The organism is Stenotrophomonas sp. SORGH_AS_0282, from assembly GCF_030818125.1.
Lineage (GTDB): Bacteria > Pseudomonadota > Gammaproteobacteria > Xanthomonadales > Xanthomonadaceae > Stenotrophomonas > Stenotrophomonas rhizophila_A.
The window spans coordinates 1,541,487-1,565,132 of record NZ_JAUTAB010000001.1; the positions used below are offsets into that span (position 1 = coordinate 1,541,487).

Annotated in this window: 19 protein-coding genes and 1 pseudogene; 11 read left to right on the forward strand and 9 right to left on the reverse strand. The window is 67.0% G+C overall.

Annotated elements, in window-relative coordinates; all coding sequences use genetic code 11:
* Positions 1–25 precede the first annotated feature (25 nt).
* Positions 26–3,160, forward strand: coding sequence for a discoidin domain-containing protein (locus QE395_RS06780; RefSeq protein WP_306988157.1), 3,135 nt, complete (start codon positions 26–28; stop codon positions 3,158–3,160).
* A gap of 23 nt (positions 3,161–3,183) precedes the next feature.
* Positions 3,184–3,999, forward strand: coding sequence for an endonuclease/exonuclease/phosphatase family protein (locus QE395_RS06785; protein WP_306990447.1), 816 nt, complete (start codon positions 3,184–3,186; stop codon positions 3,997–3,999).
* 101 nt (positions 4,000–4,100) lie between these two features.
* Here QE395_RS06785 and rne read toward each other — a convergent pair whose 3' ends face one another.
* A complete protein-coding gene (rne, locus tag QE395_RS06790) occupies positions 4,101–7,502 on the reverse strand; it encodes a ribonuclease E (RefSeq protein WP_306988159.1) in 3,402 nt (1,133 codons plus the stop codon).
* Positions 7,503–7,906: 404 nt separating this feature from the next.
* Between rne and QE395_RS06795 the strand changes: the two genes are divergently transcribed.
* Positions 7,907–8,884 carry an RluA family pseudouridine synthase gene (locus QE395_RS06795; RefSeq protein WP_184126631.1) on the forward strand — a complete coding sequence of 326 codons (978 nt, stop codon included), beginning with the start codon at positions 7,907–7,909 and terminating at the stop codon, positions 8,882–8,884.
* A gap of 519 nt (positions 8,885–9,403) precedes the next feature.
* Here the strand turns inward: QE395_RS06795 and zupT are convergent.
* From zupT to QE395_RS06810, 3 genes are read right to left on the reverse strand one after another with little or no spacing between them, the layout of a single operon-like run.
* Positions 9,404–10,213 (reverse strand): zinc transporter ZupT, encoded by an 810-nt coding sequence (zupT, locus tag QE395_RS06800; RefSeq protein WP_093532504.1) that lies wholly within the window; start codon positions 10,211–10,213, stop codon positions 9,404–9,406.
* A gap of 19 nt (positions 10,214–10,232) precedes the next feature.
* Positions 10,233–10,649 carry an energy transducer TonB gene (locus QE395_RS06805; protein WP_093532505.1) on the reverse strand — a complete coding sequence of 139 codons (417 nt, stop codon included), beginning with the start codon at positions 10,647–10,649 and terminating at the stop codon, positions 10,233–10,235.
* A gap of 5 nt (positions 10,650–10,654) precedes the next feature.
* A complete protein-coding gene (locus QE395_RS06810; RefSeq protein WP_068854702.1) occupies positions 10,655–10,996 on the reverse strand; it encodes a 4a-hydroxytetrahydrobiopterin dehydratase in 342 nt (113 codons plus the stop codon).
* Between the two features lie 91 nt (positions 10,997–11,087).
* On the opposite strand from QE395_RS06810, the gene QE395_RS06815 reads away from it, so the two are divergent.
* Positions 11,088–11,687, forward strand: a complete 600-nt coding sequence (locus QE395_RS06815) for an NfuA family Fe-S biogenesis protein (RefSeq protein ID WP_068853063.1) — start codon at positions 11,088–11,090, stop codon at positions 11,685–11,687.
* Positions 11,688–11,696: 9 nt separating this feature from the next.
* Positions 11,697–13,467 (forward strand): annotated as a pseudogene (locus QE395_RS06820) (hypothetical protein).
* Positions 13,468–13,498: 31 nt separating this feature from the next.
* Here QE395_RS06820 and QE395_RS06825 read toward each other — a convergent pair.
* The gene (locus QE395_RS06825; protein ID WP_093532507.1) at positions 13,499–13,936 is read right to left on the reverse strand and encodes a barstar family protein; all 438 of its coding nucleotides are present in this window, start codon (positions 13,934–13,936) and stop codon (positions 13,499–13,501) included.
* A complete protein-coding gene (locus QE395_RS06830; RefSeq protein ID WP_095362779.1) occupies positions 13,933–14,412 on the reverse strand; it encodes a ribonuclease domain-containing protein in 480 nt (159 codons plus the stop codon). Before QE395_RS06830 ends, QE395_RS06825 begins: the two co-directional genes overlap by 4 nt.
* 151 nt (positions 14,413–14,563) lie before the next feature.
* Here QE395_RS06830 and QE395_RS06835 point away from each other — a divergent pair, with 151 nt between their 5' ends.
* Complete coding sequence (locus tag QE395_RS06835) at positions 14,564–15,175, forward strand: superoxide dismutase (RefSeq protein ID WP_068854701.1); 612 nt, start codon at positions 14,564–14,566, stop codon at positions 15,173–15,175.
* A 56-nt stretch (positions 15,176–15,231) separates the two neighbouring features.
* On the opposite strand, the gene QE395_RS06840 is transcribed toward QE395_RS06835, so the two are convergent.
* Positions 15,232–16,020 (reverse strand): endonuclease/exonuclease/phosphatase family protein, encoded by a 789-nt coding sequence (locus tag QE395_RS06840; protein WP_306988166.1) that lies wholly within the window; start codon positions 16,018–16,020, stop codon positions 15,232–15,234.
* 221 nt (positions 16,021–16,241) lie between these two features.
* On the opposite strand from QE395_RS06840, the gene QE395_RS06845 reads away from it, so the two are divergent.
* Both QE395_RS06845 and QE395_RS06850 read left to right on the forward strand, forming a co-directional pair.
* Complete coding sequence (locus QE395_RS06845; protein WP_210130619.1) at positions 16,242–17,804, forward strand: oligopeptide:H+ symporter; 1,563 nt, start codon at positions 16,242–16,244, stop codon at positions 17,802–17,804.
* Positions 17,805–17,812: 8 nt separating this feature from the next.
* The gene (locus QE395_RS06850; protein ID WP_095362777.1) at positions 17,813–18,436 is read left to right on the forward strand and encodes a rhomboid family intramembrane serine protease; all 624 of its coding nucleotides are present in this window, start codon (positions 17,813–17,815) and stop codon (positions 18,434–18,436) included.
* A gap of 51 nt (positions 18,437–18,487) precedes the next feature.
* Here QE395_RS06850 and QE395_RS06855 read toward each other — a convergent pair whose 3' ends face one another.
* Complete coding sequence (locus QE395_RS06855; RefSeq protein WP_167693302.1) at positions 18,488–18,664, reverse strand: hypothetical protein; 177 nt, start codon at positions 18,662–18,664, stop codon at positions 18,488–18,490.
* A gap of 212 nt (positions 18,665–18,876) precedes the next feature.
* Between QE395_RS06855 and QE395_RS06860 the strand changes: the two genes are divergently transcribed.
* Genes QE395_RS06860 through cfa form a run of 3 tightly spaced genes read left to right on the forward strand, consistent with a single transcriptional unit; the run spans position 18,877 to position 21,231 of the window.
* On the forward strand, positions 18,877–19,179 hold the full coding sequence (locus tag QE395_RS06860) for a GNAT family N-acetyltransferase (protein WP_306988169.1): 303 nt from the start codon (positions 18,877–18,879) through the stop codon (positions 19,177–19,179).
* Between the two features lie 59 nt (positions 19,180–19,238).
* Positions 19,239–20,099, forward strand: coding sequence for a DUF3298 and DUF4163 domain-containing protein (locus QE395_RS06865; RefSeq protein ID WP_306988171.1), 861 nt, complete (start codon positions 19,239–19,241; stop codon positions 20,097–20,099).
* A gap of 13 nt (positions 20,100–20,112) precedes the next feature.
* On the forward strand, positions 20,113–21,231 hold the full coding sequence (gene cfa, locus QE395_RS06870) for a cyclopropane fatty acyl phospholipid synthase (protein WP_306988173.1): 1,119 nt from the start codon (positions 20,113–20,115) through the stop codon (positions 21,229–21,231).
* A gap of 140 nt (positions 21,232–21,371) precedes the next feature.
* Here the strand turns inward: cfa and QE395_RS06875 are convergent, their stop codons facing one another.
* Positions 21,372–23,537 carry a M3 family metallopeptidase gene (locus QE395_RS06875; protein WP_306988175.1) on the reverse strand — a complete coding sequence of 722 codons (2,166 nt, stop codon included), beginning with the start codon at positions 23,535–23,537 and terminating at the stop codon, positions 21,372–21,374.
* Positions 23,538–23,646 lie beyond the last annotated feature (109 nt).

Consider the following 23,646-nt stretch of genomic DNA (forward strand, 5'->3'; position numbering starts at 1 on the left):
TCTGGGTCTGGGTCTGGTGTGGTCGATGGCGGCACCTGCCGCGCCCCCGGCAGTGCCGCCGGCGCCCAAGGTCCTGGACAGCTTCGACGACATGTCGCCCTGGAAGCTGGTGGTGTCCGACCAGGTCAGCGGCTCGCTGCGCAGCGTGGCCGGCGCCAACGGCGGCCGCGCGCTGTGCGTGGACTACGACTTCCACGAGGTCTCCGGCTACGTGGCGATCCGCCGCGAACTGCCCATCACCTGGCCGGACAACTACCAGGTCGGCTTCCAGCTGCGCGGGGATTCGCCCGGCAATGACCTGCAGTTCAAGCTGATCGATGCCAGCGGCGACAACGTGTGGTGGGTCAACCGCCCTGGCTACGCCTTCCCCAAGACCTGGACGCCGGTGCAGTACCGCCAGCGCCAGATCGAGAAGGCCTGGGGCCCGGACCCGGACAAGACCCTGCGTAAAAGCGCGGCAGTAGAGTTCACCATCTACAGCAAGGTCGGCGGGCGCGGCACGGTCTGCTTCGACCGGCTCACCCTGCAGGCGCTGCCGCCGGCCGATACCTCGGCGCTGGCGCCGTCGGTGATCGCCGATACCGCCACCGCGCTGCAGAGCCGTATTGCCGATGGCAAGTCGGACACGGTGTGGATCAGCGGTGGCGTGCCCGACCAGACCATCAGCCTGGACCTGCACAACGTGCGCGAGTTCGGCGGTGCGGTGATCCAGTGGGTGCCCGGCCTGGAAGCTACCCGCTACGTGGTGCGTGCCTCGGCCGATGGCCGGGACTGGCGCACCCTGCGCGAGATCACCGCCGGCGGTGGCGGCGAGCGCGACTGGCTGGCACTGCCCGATACCGAGGCGCGCTACCTGCGCTTCGACCTGCAGCACGGCAGCAGCTGGCGGTACGGCATCCGCGATATCGCGATCAAGCCGCTGGATTTCGCTGCTACGCCGAACGAGTTCGTTGAATCGGTCGGCGCCGACCTGACCCGTGGCTTCGTGCCGCGCGGCTTCAGCGGTGAACAGCCGTACTGGACCCTGCTCGGGCTGGACGGCGGCCGCGAACAGGCGCTGATCGGCGAAGACGGTGCATTGGAAGTGGCCAAGGCCAGCTTCAGCGTGGAGCCGTTCGTGGTGGTCGACAAGAAGGTGCTGAGCTGGGCCGATGTGGAGGCAAGGCAGTCGCTTCAGGACGATTACCTGCCCATTGCCAGCGTCGACTGGGCCCACCCCAAGGCCGCCTTGAAGGTGACCGGCTTCGTGCAGGGCAGCCCGGACAAGGCGCAGCTGGTAGGCCGCTACACGCTGCACAACCCGGACAAGGTGGCGCACGACTACACCCTGGCCCTGGCCGTGCGGCCGTGGCAGGTGAATCCGCCGCGGCAGTTCCTCAACACCGTGGGCGGCGTGAGCCGGATCGACACGCTGGATTTCGAACCGGGCCAGGTCGAGGTCAACGGCAAGCCGCGTGTGTACCCGGTGCAGGCGCCGGACGCCGCTTTCGCCAGCCCGTTCGACGGCAAGCTGGAGGTTACCCACCTGGCCACTGGCAATCTGCCCACCGCCACCGAAGTGCGCGATTCCACCGGGCTGGCTTCGGGCGCGCTGCTGTACCGCTGGCGGCTGGAGCCGGGGCAGAGCAGGGAGGTGGCCATCGTGCTGCCGCAGACCGGCGCGTGGACCACTCCGAAGGACTTCGACGCCAACAAGGCCCAGCAGCAGGTGGCCTCGATGTGGCGCACCAAGCTGGACCAGGTGGCGCTGCAGGTGCCAGCGGCGGGCAAGCCGCTGGCCGATACGCTGCGCACCGCACTGGCGCACATGCTGATCTCCCGGATCGGGCCGAGCCTGCAGCCGGGCACGCGCTCGTACTCGCGCAGCTGGATCCGCGATGGCGCGATGATTTCCGAAGGCCTGCTGCGCATGGGCCGCAGCGATGCGGTGCGTGAGTACGTGAACTGGTACGCGCCGTACCAGTTCGACAACGGCAAGGTGCCGTGCTGCGTCGACCCGCGCGGCGCCGACCCGGTGCCGGAAAACGACAGCCACGGCGAACTGATCTTCAACATCGCCGAGTACTGGCGCTACACCGGTGACAGCACCTTCCTGGAACTGATGTGGCCGCACGTGCAGGGCGCCTACCAGTACATGGAACAGCTGCGCCTGAGCGAACGCACCGAGGAAAACCGCGCGCGCAACCCGGCCTTCTTCGGGATGATGCCGGTGTCGATCAGCCACGAAGGCTATTCGGCCAAGCCCATGCATTCGTACTGGGACAACTTCTGGGCGCTGCGCGGTTACAAGGATGCGGCGATCATCGCCTCCACCCTGGGCAAGATGGAGGCGATGCAGATCGCCGAGTCGCGCGACCAGTTCCGTGACGACCTGCAGGCCTCGCTGCTGGCGGCCACGGCCCTGCACAAGATCGATTTCCTGCCCGGTTCGGCCGAGCTCGGCGATTTCGACGCGACCTCCACCACCATCGCGCTGGCCCCGGGCGGCGAACAGGGCCGCCTGCCGCAGCCGTACCTGGACAACACCTTCGAGCGCTACTGGAAGCAGTTCGAGGAACGCCGCGACGGCAAGCGCGAATGGAAGGACTACACCCCCTACGAGTGGCGCAACGTGGCCGCATTCGTGCGCCTGGGCTGGCGCGACCGCGCCTGGCAGGCCACCGAGTTCTTCTTCAAGGACCGCGCGCCGCAAGCCTGGAACCAGTGGGCCGAAGTGGTCTCGCACACGCCGCGCAAGCCGTTCTTCGTCGGCGACCTGCCGCATGCGTGGGTGGCGTCGGACTTCGTGCGCTCGGCGCTGGACATGTTCGCCTACAACCGCGACGTGGACGACAGCCTGGTGCTCGCCGCCGGCGTGCCCAGCCGCTGGCTGGACGGCGCCGGGGTCGGGGTGAAGGGGCTGCGCACGCCGAATGGACAACTGAGCTACACACTGGCCCGCAGCGACAGGCAGCTCACGCTGCAGGTCGCGTCCGGGCTGCTGGTGCCGCAGGGCGGGGTGATCCTGCCGTGGCCGTTCAGTGGCGATCCAGGGGATACCACCATCAACGGCGAGCCGGCGCAGTGGCTCAACGGCGAGCTGCGCATCACCCAGGTGCCGGCCAAGGTGGAAGTGCAGATCCCGGCCTCGGTGCGGCGCGCCGAACGCAAGGCACCGTGACCGCGGTGGTCGCCCGCCCCGGCATGCTTGGCGTGCTGCTGGCCGTTGCGCTGGCGGCATTGCCGGCGCGCGCGGCCGAGCCGGTGGAGCAGGGCATGAGCCTGGTGACCTTCAACCTGCACCACGATCGGGAAGACTGGCCGCAGCGGCGCAAGGTGATCCTGCGCGAGCTGCAGGCGCTGCAGCCCGATGCGATCGCGCTGCAGGAGGTGATCCAGAAGCCGCATGTGCGCAACCAGGCCGCCTGGCTGGCGCGCAGGCTCGGCTATGACTATCAGTTCGTGTCCACCGATCCGCCGGGGCGATTGAAGCGCTACGGCAATGCGCTGCTGACCCGGCGCCCGGTGCTGGCGCGCGGTGAACGATTGCTGGCGCCGCTGACCGACTACCGCACCGTGGCGCACCTGCGTATCGATGTGGAGGGGCAGCCAGTGAATGTCTATGCCACCCATCTCAACGAACGTTCGGATGAGCGCGGCAGCCGCATCCGTGCCGAGCAGGTGGCCGACCTGTTGACGTTCATCGCGACCACGTCGGGCGATGCGCCGGTGGTGATCGCGGGGGATTTCAATGCGCTGGTGGATGCGAGTGATCTGAGTGCGCTGCGCCAGCGCTATGGCGACAGCTATGGCAGCGTGCACGTGAACAACGAACTGGCACAGATCAGTACGTTGAACCGGCATTACTACGATGCGCCCTCGCGCATCGACCACATCTTTTTCCAGCAGGACAAGCTGCTGGCCCGCGAAGCGCGGCTGCTGTTCGACCAGCCCTACGCCGAAGGGCGCTGGGCGTCGGACCATTACGGGGTGTGGACCCGCCTGCAGTTCGCACCGTGAGGCAGGCAGCCACGCAGGGCGTGGCGCCACGTGATCCGGATCCAGAAAAAGACAGCGGCCCGAAGGCCGCTGTCTTTTTTTACCTTGCCGCTGGAACCGGATCAGGCCTTGTCGGTCTTTTCCGGGTCCTGCTTGTCGGCATCGTCGGCCTTGGCGACATCGGTCGGGATGTCTTCGCGGGCTTCGGCGTGCGCGGCCTGGGCGGCGGCGTCGGTCGGTGCGGCGTCGCTGGCGGCGCTGCCGAACAGCTGGCCGTTCTGCACCGCCGGTGCAACTGCGGCCGATTCCGCCCGTGCCACCGGTGCCGGGGCAGCCGGCGCGGCCGGAACGGCGTCCACTGCATCCAGCATGCTGGTCTGCACCGGACGACCGACTTCGGTCGGGCCCTTGTGCTCTACAACCGGCGCGCTGGTGCTGGCTTCGGCGGCCTTCGGGGTCTCGACGGCGACGGGTGCGGTCGGGGCCGGGGTCACGACGGGCGTTTCAATCGGCTTCGGCGCTTCGGTCACGACCGGGGCTTCGACTGCCTTCGGCGCTTCGGTCACGACTGGAGCTTCGACAGCCTTCGGCGCTTCAGTCACAGCCGGGGCTTCAACAGCCTTCGGCGCTTCGGTCACGACCGGGGCGACCGGGGCTTCAACCGCCTTAGGCGCTTCCGCCACCACCGGCTTCTCAGCCTCCGGCGCCTTGGCGACCGGTGCCGAGGCCGGCATCGGCGATTCCACGAACGGCACGCGGTCGGTGTAGGACGGGGTGCGCTCTGCCACCGGCTCGGCCTTCGGGGCCGGGGCGGCCTCGCTGTGACCGGCGGTCACCACCGGGCTGCTGACCACGGCCAGCGGCGCGGCGGCGGCCACGGCAGCCACCGGGGCCGGGCGCGGGGCCTGCACCGGCGCGGCCGGAGCAGCGGGAGCAGCGCCGTCGTCATCGAAGTCGAACTCCGGGTTCGATCCGGTGCTGCGGGCGGCGGGGCGGGCGGCCTGGGCGGTGGTGTCACCGTCCTGGTCGCCGTCCTGCTCGTCACCGTCGGCGTCGTCATCCAGACCACCGTCATCGTTCAGGCCATCGCTGCCTGCAGCCTGCTCGCCATTGCCACGACGACGACGGCGGCCACCGCGACGGCCACGACGACGGCGCGAGGCGCCCTCGCCACTGGCATCGTCGCCCGTGCCCGGCGCTTCGCCGTGCTCGTTGGCTTCGCCATCCACCGCAACGGCGGTCACCTGGTTCTCATCGGCCGGTGCGTTGTTCGACACCGGGGCCGCGGTCGGCGCCGTGGTCGCCGGGATCGCGGCATCGGCCACGGTCACCGCGGCCGCAACCAGCGCGGCATCGGCAGCGGTCACGCCGGTCTGCACCGGCTTGGCGGCATCGGCCTGCGGCTGACGCGCGGGCTTGTCGCCCTCGTTCTGCTGGCGCGGCGGCTTCTGCTTCTGGTTCAGCTTCGGCTGCTGCTGCTCATTGCGCGGGGCCTTGGGCTGCTGCTGCTCGTTGCGCGGCTTGCCCTGCTGGGCCTGGCCGGCGGCCGGTGCGGACGCCTGTGCGGCCACGTCCTGGCGGCGGTCATCGCGGCGCTCGCCCTTGCCGGCGCGTTCGCCACGGTCGTCGCGACGGTCCTTGCCACGGGCCTGGCCCTGCTGGCCCTGACCCTGGCCACGTTCGCCACGCTCATCGCGGCGGCCGTTGCGGTCCTTGCCATTGCGGTCCTTGTTGCGGCCGTTGCGGTTGCCGTCCTGGGCCGGGCGAGCGTTGGTCTGCGGGGCGGCGGCCGGAGCCGGTTCGCCGCCAAAGATGCGCTTGAGCCAGCCGACCACGCCGGTGGCGGCCGGCGCAGCGACCGGGGCCGGGGCGACCGGGGCCGGGGCAGCAGCCACCGGTTCGGCAACCTCGCGGACCGGCGCCGGGGAGCTGTGCTTGACGTTGGTGACCGCCGGGGCAACCGGGATGTTCAGCTGCGCCTTGGTCAGGGCATGCACCGGCAGCTTGCGCGGGGTGCCACGCTGGTAGCTCGGCTTGCCGCTTTCTTCGCCCAGCTCGTTTTCACGCAGGCGGGTCACTTCGTAATGCGGCGTGTGCAGCTGCTCGTCGGCCACGATCACGATCGGCGCGTCATGGCGCTGTTCGATCTCGCGCAGGGCGCTGCGCTTTTCGTTGAGCAGGTAGTTGGCGATCTCCACCGGGGCCTGGACCAGCACCTGCCCGGTGTTTTCCTTCATCGCATGCTCTTCGGCGACGCGGATGATCGACAGCGACAGCGATTCCACCGAGCGCATGCGGCCATGGCCGTCGCAACGCGGGCAGACGATCTGGCTGGATTCGCCCAGGCTCGGGCGCAGGCGCTGGCGGCTCATTTCCATCAGGCCGAAGCGCGAAATGCGGCCCAGCTGCACGCGCGCACGGTCATACTTGAGCGCGTTCTGCAGGCGGTTCTCGACTTCACGCTGGTGCTTGTTGGAGGACATGTCGATGAAGTCGATCACCACCAGGCCGCCCAGGTCGCGCAGGCGCAGCTGGCGGGCCACTTCCTCGGCCGCTTCCAGGTTGGTCTGGAACGCGGTGTCCTCGATGTCACTGCCCTTGGTGGCGCGCGAGGAGTTCACGTCGATGGCGGTCAGCGCTTCGGTCTGGTCGACCACGATCGAGCCGCCCGAGGGCAGGCGCACGTTGCGTTCATAGGCGCCTTCGATCTGCGATTCGATCTGGAAGCGGTTGAACAGCGGAATGTCGTCGGTGTAGTGCTTGAGCTTGCGCAGGGTCTGCGGCATCACCTGCTGCATGAATTCGCGGGCGGTGTCGTACAGCTCCTGGGTATCGACCAGGATCTCGCCCACGTCGGCGCGCAGGTAGTCGCGCAGGGCGCGCACGATCAGGCGCGATTCCTGGTAGATCAGGAACGGGGCCGGCTTGGTCAGCGCCGCTTCGGCGATCGACTTCCAGACCTGCAGCAGGTAGTCCAGGTCCCACTGCAGCTCTTCGGCATCGCGGCCGACGCCGGCGGTGCGGATGATCACGCCCATGTCGTCGGGGATGTTCAGCTTGTCCAGCGCTTCCTTCAGCGCGGCGCGGTCTTCGCCCTCGATGCGACGCGACACGCCACCGGCGGTGGGCGAGTTCGGCATCAGCACCATGTAGCGGCCGGCCAGGGAGATGAACGTGGTCAGGGCGGCGCCCTTGTTGCCACGCTCTTCCTTGTCGACCTGGACCACCACTTCCTGGCCTTCACGCAGCAGTTCGCGGATGCCGGCCTTGTTGTGGTCGACCCCGGCCTGGAAGTAATCGCGGGAGATTTCCTTCAGCGGCAGGAAGCCGTGGCGTTCGCCACCGTATTCCACGAAGGCCGCTTCCAGCGACGGCTCAAGGCGCGTGATGCGGCCCTTGTAGATGTTCGACTTCTTCTGTTCCTTGGACGGCTGTTCGATGTCGATGTCGTACAGCGTCTGGCCATCCACGATGGCTACCCGCAGCTCTTCAGCCTGCGTGGCGTTGATCAGCATTCGCTTCATATTGCGTTCCTCGCGCGCTGCTACCGCGCGGAACGCCATGGGGTTTCGCTTCTGGTCACGCTTGCACGCCCATCGCGCATGCGCGGGGAGGGCGGCTTGGGTTTCCAGCGCTACAACACCACGGCAGGCCGCGGGAGCGCTTCATTTTGTTTTGGTTTGGGTGTTGCGGGCCGGAGGCAGCTTTCAGCCAGGCTGGAGCGCCACAGGGACATTTTTTCAGCGCAGACGCGTGTCAGGCATCCGGCGATGGCCGGGACTGCCGGTGAGCCGCTAACATGGCCGCCCCGGGGGCGGTGGCTGCGCACTGTGCCGGAATCGAGGGAAGTCGGGCTTCTGGCCCAGAGCAACTTCCAACGAAATCAATCCCTTATCTCGCCCGCCGAGTGTAACAGAATAAAAGGCCAATGACTGATACCGTGCCGTCCCCCAAACCCGCTGAAGGCAAGACCAGCGTCCGTCTCCTGACTGTCCCGGCCGACCGTGCCGGGCAACGCCTGGACAACTTCCTGCTCGGCCAGCTGAAGGGTGCGCCACGCAGTCTGGTCTACAAACTCGTGCGCAGCGGCCAGGTCCGTGTGAACGGCGGCCGCGCCAAGGCCGAACGCAAGCTGGTGGAGGGCGACGAAGTGCGCGTGCCACCGGTCCGTCTCACCGAAGAGGGAGACAAGGCCGGCCCGCCGGCAGCGTTCATGAAGCGGCTGGAAGACGCCATCGTCTACGAAGACGAGCGCCTGCTGGCCCTGAACAAGCCCTCCGGCGTGGCCAGCCACGGCGGCAGCGGGATCAGTTTCGGCGCCATCGAGACCCTGCGCGCCCTTCGCCCCGGCAAGACCCTGGAGCTGGTGCACCGGCTGGACCGGGACACCTCGGGCCTGCTGATCGTGGCCAAGAAGCGCTCGGCGCTGAGCGAGCTGCAGGCGCTGCTGCGGGAAGACCACGGCGCCGGCATCCGCAAGCGCTACCTGACCCTGCTGGTGGGGCGCATGCCCGACGGCACCATGACCGTGGACGCCCCGCTGCACGTGGGCCTGCGCCAGGGCGGCGAGCGCCACGTCCAGGTCAACGCGATCGGCAAGGAATCGATCAGCCACTTCAGCGTGCTGGAGCGCAAGGGCGGCCATTCGTTCTGCGAAGTCCGCATCGAAACCGGCCGTACCCACCAGATCCGCGTGCACGCCCAGCACCTCGGGCACCCGGTGGCCGGTGACGACAAATACGGCGATCCGGACGTCAACAAGCGGCTTCGTGACCAGATCGGCCTGAAACGCCTGTTCCTGCACGCCGCCTCGTTGGAGTTCTCGCTGGACGCCGGCAAGACCCCTTACCTGCTCAATGCGCCATTGGCCGAGGAGCTGACCGAGGCATTGAACCGGTTGGGGTGAAGCTGTCGGTTGATTGATCCGGGCCCGGATGGGCCCGGAAAAAAGTCGTCGACCGTTGGTTGATTGATCCCGATCCCAATGGGCCAATATGAATTCGTAGCCCCGGCCGTTGGCCGGACACCGCGCGCAGCGCGGCCCAAGCGTCCGGAGACGGTGACCCGACGATTGCCGCCACCACCCGGCGTTTAGAAGTTCCGAAGCCGCCCGTCAGGCGTTCATGATCCCGGAACGAAGAGCAGCCGGCCAACGGCCGGCGCTACCGCTTCGGATCGTCTAAACGCCGGACGGAGTATCGGGAGGCCGCATTCGGCCACCTCCTGAGACTTGGGCCGCGCTGCGCGCGGTGTCCGGCCAACGGCCGGGGCTACGAACCGCTACGTAACGTCCACAGATCGGGATCAACCAACCAGAGGCCCCGTAACCGTCGCAGACCCATCGGGATTGGAATCAAATCAACCCGCATCCGGTAGCGCCGGCCGTTGGCCGGCCCACGTAATCTGCGTCACGCCCGCACGCACATCACCACTTGAACAACACCAGGCTGATGGCCAGGCTGGCCATGCCGGCCACCAGCCCGTACACCGTTTCATGGCCCTTGGCGTATCGCTTGGCCGCTGGCAGCAGCTCATCCAGGGCCAGGAACACCATCACCCCGGAAATCAGCCCGAACACCCAGCCGAACGTGGCGTGGTTGAGCACCCCGGACAACAGCACGTACCCGATCGCTGCGCCAATCGGCTCGGCCAGGCCCGACAGCAGGCTGGCGCCGAACGCATAGAACTTGTTCTGGGTGGCGAAATACACCGGCACCGCGATCGCGATGCCCTCGGGGATGTTGTGGATCGCAATGGCAAACGCCAGCGGCATGCCCACCGAGGGGCTTTCCAGCGTCGCGAAGAACGTGGCCAGGCCTTCCGGGAAGTTGTGCGCGGTGATCGCCACCGCCGTCAGCAGGCCCACCCGCTTGATGTAGGCCTTGTTGTTCTCGCGGAACATCGGGTCCTGCTTGTCCAGGCTTTCGTGCGGGTTCGGAATCAGGTGATCGATCAGCACGATCAGCAGCACCCCGCACAGGAACGCCGCCGTGGCGTAGGCATAGCCCACGCGCGCGTCATACGCCTGGGTGAACGAATCGATCGCCTTGGTCAGGATCTCGGTCAGCGACACGAACACCATCGCGCCGCCGGCGAAGGCCAGGCCAAAGGCCAGCAGGCGGGGATTGGGGCGGCGCGAGAACAACACCATCAGGCTGCCCAGGCCGGTGGCCAGCCCGGCAGCCAGGGTCACCAGCAGGGCGACCCATACGTTTTCACTCGAGATTTCCGGCATGCGCCACAGCGTCCTTTGATCAGCCGCCGCGACGCAGGCGCTCTTCCACCGCGAAGCACTCATCGGGTTTGGGCTGCGGCGGGTTGAAGCTCACCGGCACCTGGATGGTGGTGGGCACCGCCTGGCCGGCGCGGGTGGCCGCCTTGAACTGCCAGCCTTCCACCGCCTTCTGCGCCTGCTCATCAAGCTGCGCGTTGCCGCTGCCGCTCACCAGCTGTACCTGGCCGGGCTTGCCGTCGGTCCCCACCACCACCTTCAGCGTGGTGGTGCCGCCGATGGCCTGGCAGGCCAGCTCGATCGGGTACACCGGCGGCGGGGTCTTCACCGCAGCCACCTCGGTAGGCGCCGCCACCGGTGCGGCCGGCTCCGACGACCCGCCACACCCGGCAAGGGTCAGCACCGCTGCAGTCACCGCCACGCGTATCTGGATGTTCATCAAAATCACTCCGTCAGGCCCGAAGCCTTGGCTGCACAGATGAAGTCGTTCTCGCTCAACCCGCCCACGTCGTGGGTGGAAAAGCGCACCACGGCGCGGTCGTAATGCACCCCCAGGTCCGGGTGGTGGTCCTCGGCGTGGGCCACCCAGGCCAGGGCGTTCACGAACGCCATGGTCTTGTAGTAGTCGGCGAAGCGGAAGGTCCGGGTCAGGGCCTGCCCCTGTTCGGCCAGCTCCCAGCCGGGAACCTGCGGCAGCAGCTCGGCTATGCGGGCTTCGCCCAGCTTGTGGTCGCTGCCCTTGCGCGGTACGCAACGGGCCTGCGCCAGCGGAATCAGGTCGGCCATGAAATCCTCCACCTCGTGTATGCCTGAACAATGCGCCGGACAGTGTATAAACCGAATGAGCGCATAACATGTAAGCCGCTAGAATAGCCGCATGATCCAGATCTCCGACACTGCCCAGACCTATTTCCGCAAGCTCATCGAGCGCGAAGCCGTGCCCGGCATGGGCGTGCGCCTCAGCGCCGTGGATGCCGGCACCCCGCGTGCCGATGCCCGGCTGGAGTTCGCCGAACCGGCCGACCTGCTCGGCGACGAGTGGGCGGTGGACTGCGACGGCTTCACCCTCTACGTGGCGTCCGACAGCGTGGGCTGGATGGACGGCGCCGACATCGACATCGTCACCAATGCCACCGGCGGCCAGCAGCTCACCATCAAGGCCCCGAAGATCAAGGGCGAAGCCCCGGCTGATTCGGCCTCGCTGGTCGAACGCGTGCGCTGGGTGGTGGAAAACGAAGTCAACCCGCAGCTGGCCTCGCACGGCGGCAAGGTCGCGGTGCAGGAAGTGTCTGCCGATGGCGTGGTGCTGCTGCGCTTCGGCGGCGGCTGCCAGGGCTGCGGCATGGCCGACGTCACCCTCAAGCAGGGCATCGAGAAAACCCTGATGGGCCGCGTGCCCGGCATCACCGCCGTACGTGACGCGACCGACCACGACAGCGGTCACGCGCCGTATATTCCGCGCGGCACGGCTGCCTGACCGGCCTGCGTGACACTGCGCCGGGCTGACGACATCCTCGACTGGCTGCTTTCCCGCCAGCCGGACAAACGCATCGTTGAAAAAACCACAGGCCTGCCCTACGGGTGGGGCCTGTGGCTGCGCGCGCTGACGCCGCTGCCGCGTCCGTTCCGCTCGACCGAAGTCATTGCCGAACTGATCCAGCGGCCGTTGCCGGGCTCCCCCGGCCGGCTGCCGGCGCTGGGCTTCGTGCAGTCACTGCGACGGCTGCTCTGGCAGACCTGGGACCCGGCCCCGCGCGACCAGCGCTGGATGCGCTGGACCTCGGCGGTCATCAGCGTGCTGCCTGCACGTCATGTTCGCGCTGCTGCTGTTGTGGGTGGCGCTGATCCGCCCGCCGGTGCAGCCGGAGCAGGGCGGTGATGGCGGCCGCATCCAGGTGGAATTCCTGGGCAGCGGAACACCCCAGGAAAGTGGTGGCGGCGAGCCGGCGGCTGCAGGCAGCGCGGCCGCCGCCGCTGCGAGCGCCCAGGCTGAAGCTGCCGCCGCCGCGCAGCCCCGACCGGCGAGTCCGACCGCAGCCACCGCGCCGCAGCCGCCGGCATCGGCGCCGGCGCCGACCGCCAGTACCGAACCCGCGCCGACACCGCCAGCCCCTGCGCCCACCGCTGTCGAACAGCCGATCCAGGCCACCGACGTGGCCGAAGCCACCACCGATTTCGTGGTGCCGCCCACCAGCGTGCCGCGCACCGAAGTGCGGGTGATTCCGCGCGACGCGCCCGAGCCGCAGGTTCGCGAACGCACCGTGGAGGTGGCGGAGGCACCGACACCGCCTTCGATCACCCCGTCCGTGCGCCCGGTGGAAACGCAGGTGCGCCCGCGCGACGTGGCGGTGCGCGAACGCGAGGTCACCGTGGTAACCGCGCCCACCGCACCGGTGCCCGTGCCGGGCCCGCGGGTGGAGGTCACTGTGCCGCAGCGTGATCTGCAGGTGCGCGAACGTGAAGTGACCCCGGCGCCGTCGGTGTCGGTCACGGTCGCGCCGGTGCCGCAGCGCGAGATCACCGTGCCCGGGCGCAGTCCGGAAGTGGCGGTGCGTGAGCGTGCGGTGCCGAATGCCGCGCCGCGCCCGGCACCGGCCGCAGCGACCCCATCGCCGGCAGCGTCCGCACCTTCGCCCACGTCAGGCGCGAGTACGGCCAGCCAGGCCAGCCCGAGCCGCAGCTCCGCCTCCAGTGCCGCGCCGGCCCGTGCGCCGGCCGCGCGCCCGTCGCCCACGCCGGGCAACTGGGCCACGCCCGCACGGGGCGATGACTGGGGCGCGGCCGACCGTAACCGGGCCGGCGAGCGCAGTGGCGCGCAGGCCAACCAGGGCGCCGGGCGTACCGGCGAGGGTCTGTTCAACGCCGACGGCAGCGTGCGCGTGCCGGGGCAGGCGGGCAGCGGCGACAGTGAGCGCGGCGCCCCCGGTGGCGAGAACGATGGCTGGAGCCGCGAACGCATCGCCCAGTCCGGGACGTGGCTCAAGCGCCCGCCGTACGACTACACGCCGACCTCGTTCGACAAGTACTGGGCGCCGAACGAATCGCTGCTGGCCGAATGGGTGCGCAAGGGCATCAAGGCCGTGGAGATTCCGATTCCGGGCACCAGCTCGAAGATTTCCTGCGTGGTCTCGATCCTGCAGTTCGGCGGCGGCTGCGGCCTGTCCGACCCCAACATGCAGGACCAGCCGGCGGTGGCCCGTCCGCCGCCGGACATTCCGTTCAAGAAGGAACTACAGGACGACAACGGCAGCCGTTGACGACGAGGCCGAGAAAGGTCGCAACGCGGAATTACCCCTCCGGATGCTCGTTTCCTGCGTCCTCCAGCGCGACGAATGCCCAGAACGGCACGTCGTGTTCGAGCCACGTCTTGCTGGCGTCCTCCAGCACATCCAGGAACGTGTTGAAGTCCTTCTCCGCGTTTCCCTGCAACTCGTCCGCATCACTGAAGAACAAAGCGTAGCCGTTGGCCTTCATCCACGACAGGTCGCGCAGGCAGTCCAACAGCGCGTCCCAGTTGCCGCCAAAGCTCCGGGGAAAATCCAGTTGCGCGGCAACGCGTGCCAGCAGCGTGCGCTTGTCATTGCACCCCTGCAGATCAATCGTGTTTACGCGCAGCGCGGCATCGCGCATCGCCGCCGACAAAGGCGCTATGTCCTCGTTGGCGACCCGGTAGACGCCCGCATTGTTGATGTCGTCCAGACCCAGTTCGAATCCATCGTGGTTCATTGCCAGCTCCCGGCAGGTGGGACCTCGAAACTGCGGAAGGTTTCGTAATGGTCGTCGGTGTAGAACCAACCGGTCGGCGGAGTGCCGCCGGTCACGATGCGGCGTGCGCCGCGGTTGCCGGCACCCGGCGTGTCCACCGTGTACTCGCGGTAATAACCGCGCGGACGATCCGGCAGGCGCTGTTCCCGGTTGCTGAAAACGCCGCCGTCCTGGCGGTGCGGGTAGGGACCGCCGCGCTGGATCAGGAGGATGGTCTGGCGCGCTTCTGCAGGCAGGAAGGCAGGCAACGCGTCGTGGGCGCGCTGCGCGGTGGCGCCGGGATTGGCCGGGGCGTTGTCGATCGGCGCAGCATCGGCGCCTGGCTGGGTCAGCGACGGCGCGAATTGCGGCGCGGGCGCGCGCTGGGCTTCCTTGATGGCGAAAAGACCGCCCACCAGCAGGACAATGGCAACGAGCAGCAGTAGAGGTTTGCGCATGTGAACATCGAGTGTGCGGGGGACGGGGTTAATGTAGCGTAGCCAAACGAAGTTTCCTTTACGTGGGGGTTGGTAAGCTTGGCGGCCATCCCCATCATCGACTTCGCAACGCCCGGTCTTCGCCGGGCGAGTGAGCTACCAGGAGAACCACATGGCCTACACCCTCCCCAAGCTGTCCTACGCCTACGACGCGCTTGAGCCGCACATTGATGCGGCCACGATGGAAATCCACCACACCAAGCACCACCAGACCTACATCAACAACGTCAACGCGGCACTGGAAGGCACCGAATACGCCGACCTGCCGGTTGAGGAGCTGGTCAAGAAGCTCAAGTCGCTGCCGGAAAACCTGCAAGGCCCGGTGCGCAACAACGGTGGCGGGCACGCCAACCACACCCTGTTCTGGACCGTGATGGCGCCCGACGCCGGCGGTACCCCGACTGGCGACGTCGGCAAGGCAATCGACGCCCAGCTGGGCGGTTTCGAGAAGTTCAAGGAAGCCTTCACCAAGGCGGCGCTGACCCGTTTCGGCAGCGGCTGGGCGTGGCTGAGTGTGACCCCGGACAAGAAGCTGGTAGTGGAAAGCACCGGCAACCAGGACAGCCCGTTGATGGAAGGCAACACGCCGATCCTGGGCCTGGACGTGTGGGAACACGCGTACTACCTGAAGTACCAGAACCGTCGCCCGGAATACATCGGCGCGTTCTTCAACGTCGTCGACTGGAAGGAAGTCGAGCGTCGTTACCAGGAAGCCATCGCCTGATTCCAGCGTTGAACTGGATACCGGAAAGGCCAGGCAGAAATGCCTGGCCTTTTCGTTTACCGGGCCTGGGCTTCGCCCTGGAGCCTCAGGGTGGCAATGATGCCCAGGCGCAGGGCGCCGATATCGGTGCCTTCCAGTGCGGGCAGTTTCAGCGGTTGCAGGCCTTGCCCGGCGAAGTGGCTTACCTGGAACAGTACATCCAGCCCATGGCCACCCGCGATCCCGGCTGCCGACGGCGGGTCGACGCGCTCGCCGGGATTCTTGCGCGCCGGCTGGAAGCCGGGCGAGCTGCGCACCAGTTCATCGGTGTCAGCCGAGAAGTCGCCTGCAATCAACGATGGCAGGCCATCCGAGGTAGCGCCGATCCAGGTCATCAGGTCGCTGGTCTGGTGCTTTCGCACCAGCGCTTCGTCCGGGTCCGGGCGCAGCCGCGCGACATAGATGTTGACCTGCTCGTCCTGCAGGTTCACCCGCAGCATGCCCGCCGCACTGAACCGGCCCGGCGGATGGAGCAGGGTGACCCCGTCTTCGGCCACCGGCAGCCGGCTGAGCATGGCACTGCCGTGGCGCAGCGGCTGGCTGGGCGGGTCGGCGGTGACGAAGTCGCAGCTGTAGCGCAGGCGGGTGGCCAGCCAGCAGGCGGGGTTGCCGCCCTTGGTCTGCAACACCCGCTGCACGGCGATCACGTCCGGCTGAAGGCCTTCCAGCACCTGCAGCAGCTGGTCGCGGCGCTGCTCCCATTGGGTCTCGTCGGCCGCCGGCAGTTCCAGCGTGGCGATCCTGAGCAGGCGTGGCGGCGCCTCGCTCTGCCGGGCAGCGGCCGGGAGCGCGGGAGTGGTCAACAACAGGAGCAGGAACCAGCCGTGCCAGCGTCCTGCGACAACCGTGGGGAGGAGGCGCATAACGATAAGTTTACGCTTGGTCCGTCGACGTGCCGTGACTTCCGTCAACGGATTTCAGATGCCTGCCATTGCGCGGCGGCGTTGTCACGTTCGGCCGCAACGTGCGCCGCCGTGGCCCTTCCGGTAACCTTGCGCCCTTTGAACCCGCAGGACAGCCCCATAGAATGAGCACGACCGCAGCCGCCAGCGCTGGCAAAGGAAGCATGCCGCGCCAGATTCCGTACATCATCGGCAATGAGGCCTGCGAGCGGTTCAGCTTTTATGGGATGCGCAACATCCTGGTGCAGTTCCTGATCACCTCGCTGCTGCTGCAGGAGATCACGGCCGATGGCCGGGCCGGCGAGGCCAAGGACATCATGCACAGCTTCATGATCGGCGTGTACTTCTTCCCGCTGCTGGGCGGCTGGCTGGCCGACAAGTTCTTCGGCAAGTACCACACCATCCTCTGGTTCAGCCTGATCTATTGCGCCGGCCACGCGTGCCTGGCGCTGTTCGAGAACAGCCGCGAGGGCTTCTTCCTGGGCCTGGGCCTGATCGCGCTGGGTGCCGGCGGCATCAAGCCGCTCGTGGCCTCGTTCATGGGCGACCAGTTCGACCAGAGCAACAAGCACCTGGCGAAGATCGTCTTCGACGCGTTCTACTGGATCATCAATTTCGGTTCGCTGTTCGCCTCGCTGCTGATCCCGCTGGCGCTGAAGAACCTAGGCCCGCAGTGGGCGTTCGGCATTCCCGGCATCCTGATGTTCGTGGCCACCTTCGTGTTCTGGCTGGGTCGCAAGCGTTACGTGCTGGTGCCGCTGCCGCCCAAGGACCCGCATTCGTTCGGCAACGTGGTGCGCACCGCGCTGACCGCGCAGGTGCCGGGCAAGGGCCGTCCGGGTCTTACCCTGGCCATCCTGGGCGCGGTGCTGGCGGTGGCCTCGATGGGTCTGGTCGGGAGCCTGGGCATCGTGATCTGCCTGTGCATCGCGCTGGTGCTGGTCCTGGCTGGCGTGGGCGGCGGCACCTGGATGCAGCTCGACCGCGCCCGCGCGGTGCACCCGGCCGAGGCCGTGGAGGGCGTGCGTTCGGTACTGCGCGTGCTGGTGATCTTCGCGCTGACCACGCCGTTCTTCTCGCTGTTCGACCAGAAGGCGTCCACCTGGGTGTTGCAGGGCCAGCAGATGGCCATGCCGTCGTGGTTCACCGCCTCGCAGATGCAGGCGCTGAACCCGCTGCTGGTGATGATCCTGATTCCATTCAACAACCTGGTGCTGTATCCGGCGCTGCGCCGGTTCGGCTTCGAACCCACCGCGCTGCGCCGCATGACCGCCGGCATCGCCTTCAGCGGCCTGGCCTGGATCGTGGTCGGCGGCATCCAGGTGATGATGGATGGCGGCAACGTCATGTCCATCTTCTGGCAGATGCTGCCGTATGCGCTGCTTACCTTCGGTGAGGTGCTCGTCTCGGCCACCGGCCTGGAGTTCGCCTACAGCCAGGCGCCGCAGGCGATGAAGGGCGTGGTGATGAGCTTCTGGAACCTCACCACCACCATCGGCAACCTGTGGGTGCTGCTATCCAACGCGGCGGTGCGCAACGACACGGTGACCCACCAGATCGCCAGTACCGGACTCAGCGAGGCCGCGTTCCTGATGTTCTTCTTCGCCGGCTTCGCGTTCGTGGCAGCGTTGGCCTTCGGTTGGTATGCCAAGCGCTATCGTATGGTCGACAACTACCGCGCTGCCTGAGTACCGCCATGACCCCCGTGAACCTGCTGCTGATCGCCATCACCGTTCTGGTCTCCTGGATGGCGTTCAAGAACCGCGCGCTGGCCGACCGCCTTATCCTGTGGCCGCCGGCGGTGGACCGCAAGCGCCAGTACGACCGCCTGGTGACCTACGGGTTCATCCACGCGGACCTGGCGCACCTGGCGTTCAACATGATCACGCTGTTCTTCTTCGGCGGCCAGATCGAGTCGGTGATGGTCAACCTCACCGGCAGCTACCTTACGTACCCGGCGTTCTACCTGGGCGCGCTGGTGGTGTCGATCCTGCCCAGCTACCTGAAGAACCAGAAGAACCCGAACTACATGAGCCTGGGCGCGTCGGGCGCGGTGTCGGCGGTGCTGTTCGCCTTCATCCTGATCAGCCCGTGGAGCATCATCTTCGTGTTCTTCATCCCGGCGCCGGCGATCATCTATGCCGCGTTCTACGTCGGCTACAGCATCTGGATGGACCGCAAGGGCGGTGACCGCATCAACCACAGCGCGCACCTGGCCGGTGCCGCGTTCGGCGTGATCTTCATGCTGGCGATGCGCCCGGCGATCTTCGACCACTTCCTGCGCGAGTTGAGCAACCCGCGCTTCAGCCTGGGCGGCTAGACGCCGCCCGGCACGGGCGCACCCGCCGGCGGCGGGTACGCCCCTTCAATCTCACGCAGCGAAACGCTGGTCGGTACCGTAAGTGCTGAGCAGGCGGGTGTAGACCTCGTGGTCGATCAGATCGAACTCCGAGCCTTGGGTCTGGCCATTCAGGGCCAGCTGGAACAGGCCTTCCAGCAGCGAGCTGTCGGCGTCGCCGGGCTGGGTGAAGTCGGGTGCATGGTCCATGTGACACTCCTTGGGACACGGATGGGGCAGACAGGTGTCGCAAAACGCGTGCCAGCTTTTGCGGCCTGTCCGAAACCGATATCGGCTTGAATCGGGCGGACTTTAGGACCTTATGTGACCAAATGCGTCGCCTGTTGCCCCTGTTCAGGCTTCACGCGATCATGGCGCTACGCTGCGCACTATCGCGACAGTCGCCGCAGGAGACACCGCCCATGGCTTCGGTCACCCCGCCCGGATTGGCGTACGAGGTGGAGCACGATCTGGTCCGCCACCGGTTCCAGGCCCGGATCCAGGGATATCTGGCGCTGCTGGATTACCAGATCAAGCGGAAGCGGATGGTCATCACCCATACCGAGGTTCCCGAGGCCATTGCCGGCCGCGGCATCGCCGGGGAACTGACCAAGGTCGCCCTGCGCTACGCGCGCGACAACAAGTACAAGGTGGTGCCGGCGTGTGCCTACGCCGAGCAGTTCTTCCAACGGCACACCGAGTACGACGACCTGCTGGCGGAATAGACACAGGCCTTTTTCACGGACGAAGGATCATCATGCTGGGTTTCAACAAGGGGATTGCAATGAACATCGCAGGAAACCGCCGCGCGCTGCGTACCGGCGCGCTGGCGTTGGCCGTGGGGCTGGTGCTGCTGGCCGGCTGCAAGCGCGAGGCGGATCCCGCTGTCGCACCGGCAACCGACACCACCACCGCACAGCCGGACACCACCGCGCCGCAGGCCGCCGTCGAAGCGCCGCTGGAGCTGCGTGACGTCATTGAAAACACCCCGCAGGCGGTGGTGGGCATCAGCTACCCGCAGGACGTGAACCGCTTCCCCGGGCTGGCCAAGGCGCTGTCGGAGTACGCCACGGCGGCGCGCGCTGAGCTGCAGCAGGCCGTGGACGGCCTGGGCAACGACAAGCCGACCATGCCCTACGAGCTGTCGCTGAGTTTCGAAAGGGTGCTGGAGACCCCGCAGCTGGTGGTGATCAGCGCCGACGGCAGCCGTTATACCGGCGGTGCCCATGGCGAACCGCTGGTGGCGCGTTTCGTGTGGCTGCCGGAAACGCAGACCATGCTCACCGCCGACAAGCTGATTGCCGATACCAAGGGCTGGGGCGTGGTCAGCGACTACATCGCCGACCAGCTCAAGGAGCGCGTGGCGACCCGGCTGAGCAGTGAAGACATGGACCCGGGCCAGCTGCAGGAATCGCTGCGCAGCGCCAGCCGCATGATTGCCGACGGCACCGGGGCCAGCGCCGAGAATTTCAGCCAGTTCCAGCCGATGACCGATCCCAACGGACTGATCACCGCCGTGCGTTTCGTGTTCCCGCCGTACCAGGTGGGGCCGTATTCGGATGGGACCCAGACCGTGGACGTGCCCGCCGCCGTGCTGGCACCGCACGTGGCCCCGGCCTACGCCGGGCTGTTCGCCAAGGGCTAGAAGGGGGCCGACCGTGGACGTGGGGCTGCAACGACGGGTCATCGAGTTGCTGCATGAGGCGGACGTCACCGTTGACGGTGACCGTCCGCACGACATCCATGTACACGACCCGCACTTCTACGCGCGCGTGATCGCGCACGGGTCGCTCGGCCTGGGCGAAAGCTACATGGACGGGCAGTGGGACGCGGAATCGCTGGACGGGTTCCTGCTGCACCTGATGCAGGCGCACCTGGACGAACGCGTGCACGGCTGGCGCGAACTGGGTGACGCGCTCAGGGCGCGGCTGTTCAACCTGCAGTCCGGCGGCGGCAACCTCGAGGTGGGCCGTCGCCATTATGATCTGGGCAACGATCTTTACGGCGCGATGCTGGGCAAGCGGCTGGTCTACAGTTGTGGGTACTGGGCGGGCGCGGACGATCTGGACACCGCGCAGGAAGCCAAGCTCGACCTGATCTGCCGAAAGCTACGGCTGCGCCCGGGCCAACGCGTGCTCGACATCGGCTGCGGCTGGGGCGAGGCCCTGAAGTTCGCCGCCGAACGCTACGGCGTCTCCGGCGTGGGCATCACCATTTCGCAGGAGCAGGCCGAGTACGCACGTGAGCTGTGCGCCGGGCTGCCGATCGAGATCCGTCTGCAGGACTACCACGATGTCGACGAAACCTTTGACGCGATCCTGTCGGTAGGCATGTTCGAACACGTCGGCGACAAGAACTACCGCAGCTATTTCGAGATGGCGCGGCGTTGCCTGGCAGCGGACGGGTTGTTCCTGCTGCACAGCATCGGCAGCAATCTCTCGCGCCACCGCACCGACCCGTGGATCGCGCGCTACATCTTCCCCAACTCGATGCTGCCGTCGGCGGCGCAGATCACTACCGCCTGTGAAGGCCTGTTCGTGCTGGAGGACTGGCACAGTTTCGGCGCCGACTACGACCGCACGCTGCAGGCCTGGCGCAGCAACGTGGAGGCGGCCTGGTCACGGCTGGACCCGCAACGCTACGACGAACGCTTCAAGCGCATGTGGCGGTTCTACCTGGCCGGCTCGATGGCCAGCTTCCGCTGCCGGCACGCCCAGTTGTGGCAGCTGGTGCTGTCGCCGAACGGCGTGCCGGGCGGGTATGTCGCACCGAGGTGATCACACGCGAACGGTGTGGCATGGCCAAGGACATGCATGGCATGTCGCTACGTAGGGGCACGCCATGCGTGTCCGCGATGAACCTGACGCAGAAAAAAAACCGCCCGGCATGTGCCGGGCGGTTCTGACTTACAGGCGCGTTACTTCTTTTCCGGAACCAGCCCACGCTTTTCCAGTAGCGGCTCGATCTGCGGTTCGTGGCCGGCGAAATCGCGGAACAGCTGCATCGCATCCACGCTGCCGCCCTTGGACAACAGGGTTTCGCGGAAATGGTCGCCGTTCTTGCGGCTCAGGCCGCCGTTGTCGCGGAACCACTTCTGGGTGTTGGCGTCCAGCACTTCCGACCAGATGTAGGCGTAGTAGCCGGCCGAGTAGCCGCCCATGATGTGGCTGAAGTACGGGGTCTTGTAGCGCGGCGGCACCGGCGCGTAGTAGATGCCGTCCTTCTCCAGCGCGGCGCGCTCGAAGGCCATCACGTCCTTGGCGGCCGGCACCTGGTCCGGGCCGATCTGGTGCCAGCGCTGGTCCAGCATGGCCGCACCCAGGTACTCGGTGGTGGCAAAGCCCTGGTTGAACTTGGCTGCGGCGATCACCTTGTCCAGCAGCGCCTGCGGCATCGCGGTGCCGTTCTGGTAGTGCTTGGCGTAGTTCTTCAGGATGAGCGGGTTGTCCGACCACATCTCGTTGACCTGCGAGGGGAACTCGACGAAGTCACGCGGCACCGAGGTGCCCGAGAAGTAGGGGTACTTCACGTTCGAGAACATGCCGTGCAGGGCGTGGCCGAATTCGTGGAAGGTGGTGGTCACTTCATCCCAGGTCAGCAGGGTCGGCTGGCCGGCCGGCGGCTTGGGAATGTTGAGGTGGTTGGCCACCACCGGCTTGAAGCCGGTCAGCTTGGACTGCGAGACATAGGAGTTCATCCACGCACCGCCACGCTTGGACGCGCGTGCGTACGGGTCGAAGATGAAGATCGCAAGCTGGCTGCCATCGGCGTCGAACACGTCGTAGACGGTCACGTCGTCGTGGTAGACCGGCAGGTCGGTGCGCTGCTTGAAGGTCAGGCCGTATTCCTGGTTGGCGGCGAAGAACACGCCGTTTTCCAGCACGTTCTTCAGCTCGAAGTACGGCTTGAGCTGGGATTCGTCGAAGTTATACTTGGCCTGGCGCACCTTCTCGCTGTAGTAGGCCCAGTCCCATGCCTCGAGCTGGAAGCTCTTCTTGCCGGCGGCCTTCTGTTCCTTGTCGATCATCGCCTGCAGGTCGGCCGCTTCGCGCTTGGCATTGGCGACCGCAGCCGGGGCGAGCTGGCCGAGCATGGCGTTGACCGCTTCGGGGGTCTTGGCGGTCTGGTTGGTCAGGTTGTAGGCAGCGAAGTTCTCAAAGCCCATCAGCTTGGCCTTGTCGGCGCGCAGCTGCATGATGCGCGCGACCAACGCGGTGTTGTCGAACTCGCCACCGCGGCTGCCACGGGTGACCGAGGCATCGTAGATCTTCTTGCGCAGGTCGCGGTTGGCCAGGTTGGTCAGCGGCGGCTGGCCGGTGGTGTTGAGCAGGGCGATGACGTACTTGCCGTCCAGCTTGCGGGCCTTGGCCGCTTCGGAGGCGGCAGCGATCTGTTCGGCCGACAGGCCGTCCAGCTGCTTGACGTCGTCGACGATCACGGCCGAGGCGTTCACTTCGTTCTGCACGTTCTGGCTGAACTTGGTGCCCAGGTTGGCCAGCTCGGCGTTCATTTCCTTGAGCTTGGTCTTGTCGGCGTCATTGAGCTTGGCGCCGGCGCGCACGTAGCTCTCGTAGTACTTCTCGACCAGGCGCACGCCTTCGGCGTCCAGGCCGAGCTGGTTGCGGGTGTCATACAGGGCCTGGATGCGGGCGAACAGCTTGCCGTTCAGCGCGATCGCATCGCTGTGCGCGGCGAACTTTGCCGAGTAGTCGGCCTGCAGCTTCTTGCGCGCATCGTTGGTATCGGCGCCGACCAGGCTGAAGAACACGGTGGTCGCACGGTCGAGGGTGTCACCGCTCTTTTCCAGGGCGATGAGGGTGTTGTCGAAGGTCGGCTTGGCCTTGTTGTTGGCGATGGCTTCCACTTCCTTCAGCTGCTGGGCCATGCCGGCATCGAAGGCGGGGGCGAAGTCGCTGTCCTTGATCTTGTCGAACTGCGGGTAGTGCAGCGGCAGGGTGCTGTCGGCGAAGAACGGGTTGGCCTGCTGGGCAGCGCTGGCCGCAGGCGCGGCGGCAACGGCGGAATAGGCGGGCAGGGCAAGGCCGAGGGTCACGGCGACGGCAAGGGCAAGGCGGGTGGTCAAGGGGTAATCTCCGGTCAGACAAGTGCCCGAGGTTAACCCGGGGTGAGGGGTGGGGGCTTGTGTCGAAAGGCATGTGCGGTGGTCGTATCGATACAATGGCCACACCCCT

Excerpts from the sequence above, each read along its gene's own strand:
- QE395_RS06780 (WP_306988157.1), top strand. The coding sequence starts at position 26 with ATGGCGGCACCTGCCGCGCCCCCGGCAGTGCCGCCGGCGCCCAAGGTC.
- QE395_RS06785 (WP_306990447.1), top strand. The coding sequence starts at position 3,184 with ATGCTTGGCGTGCTGCTGGCCGTTGCGCTGGCGGCATTGCCGGCGCGC.
- rne (WP_306988159.1), bottom strand. The coding sequence starts at position 7,502 with ATGAAGCGAATGCTGATCAACGCCACGCAGGCTGAAGAGCTGCGGGTA.
- QE395_RS06795 (WP_184126631.1), top strand. The coding sequence starts at position 7,907 with ATGACTGATACCGTGCCGTCCCCCAAACCCGCTGAAGGCAAGACCAGC.
- zupT (WP_093532504.1), bottom strand. The coding sequence starts at position 10,213 with ATGCCGGAAATCTCGAGTGAAAACGTATGGGTCGCCCTGCTGGTGACC.
- QE395_RS06805 (WP_093532505.1), bottom strand. The coding sequence starts at position 10,649 with ATGAACATCCAGATACGCGTGGCGGTGACTGCAGCGGTGCTGACCCTT.
- QE395_RS06810 (WP_068854702.1), bottom strand. The coding sequence starts at position 10,996 with ATGGCCGACCTGATTCCGCTGGCGCAGGCCCGTTGCGTACCGCGCAAG.
- QE395_RS06815 (WP_068853063.1), top strand. The coding sequence starts at position 11,088 with ATGATCCAGATCTCCGACACTGCCCAGACCTATTTCCGCAAGCTCATC.
- QE395_RS06825 (WP_093532507.1), bottom strand. The coding sequence starts at position 13,936 with ATGAACCACGATGGATTCGAACTGGGTCTGGACGACATCAACAATGCG.
- QE395_RS06830 (WP_095362779.1), bottom strand. The coding sequence starts at position 14,412 with ATGCGCAAACCTCTACTGCTGCTCGTTGCCATTGTCCTGCTGGTGGGC.
- QE395_RS06835 (WP_068854701.1), top strand. The coding sequence starts at position 14,564 with ATGGCCTACACCCTCCCCAAGCTGTCCTACGCCTACGACGCGCTTGAG.
- QE395_RS06845 (WP_210130619.1), top strand. The coding sequence starts at position 16,242 with ATGAGCACGACCGCAGCCGCCAGCGCTGGCAAAGGAAGCATGCCGCGC.
- QE395_RS06850 (WP_095362777.1), top strand. The coding sequence starts at position 17,813 with ATGACCCCCGTGAACCTGCTGCTGATCGCCATCACCGTTCTGGTCTCC.
- QE395_RS06855 (WP_167693302.1), bottom strand. The coding sequence starts at position 18,664 with ATGGACCATGCACCCGACTTCACCCAGCCCGGCGACGCCGACAGCTCG.
- QE395_RS06860 (WP_306988169.1), top strand. The coding sequence starts at position 18,877 with ATGGCTTCGGTCACCCCGCCCGGATTGGCGTACGAGGTGGAGCACGAT.
- QE395_RS06865 (WP_306988171.1), top strand. The coding sequence starts at position 19,239 with ATGAACATCGCAGGAAACCGCCGCGCGCTGCGTACCGGCGCGCTGGCG.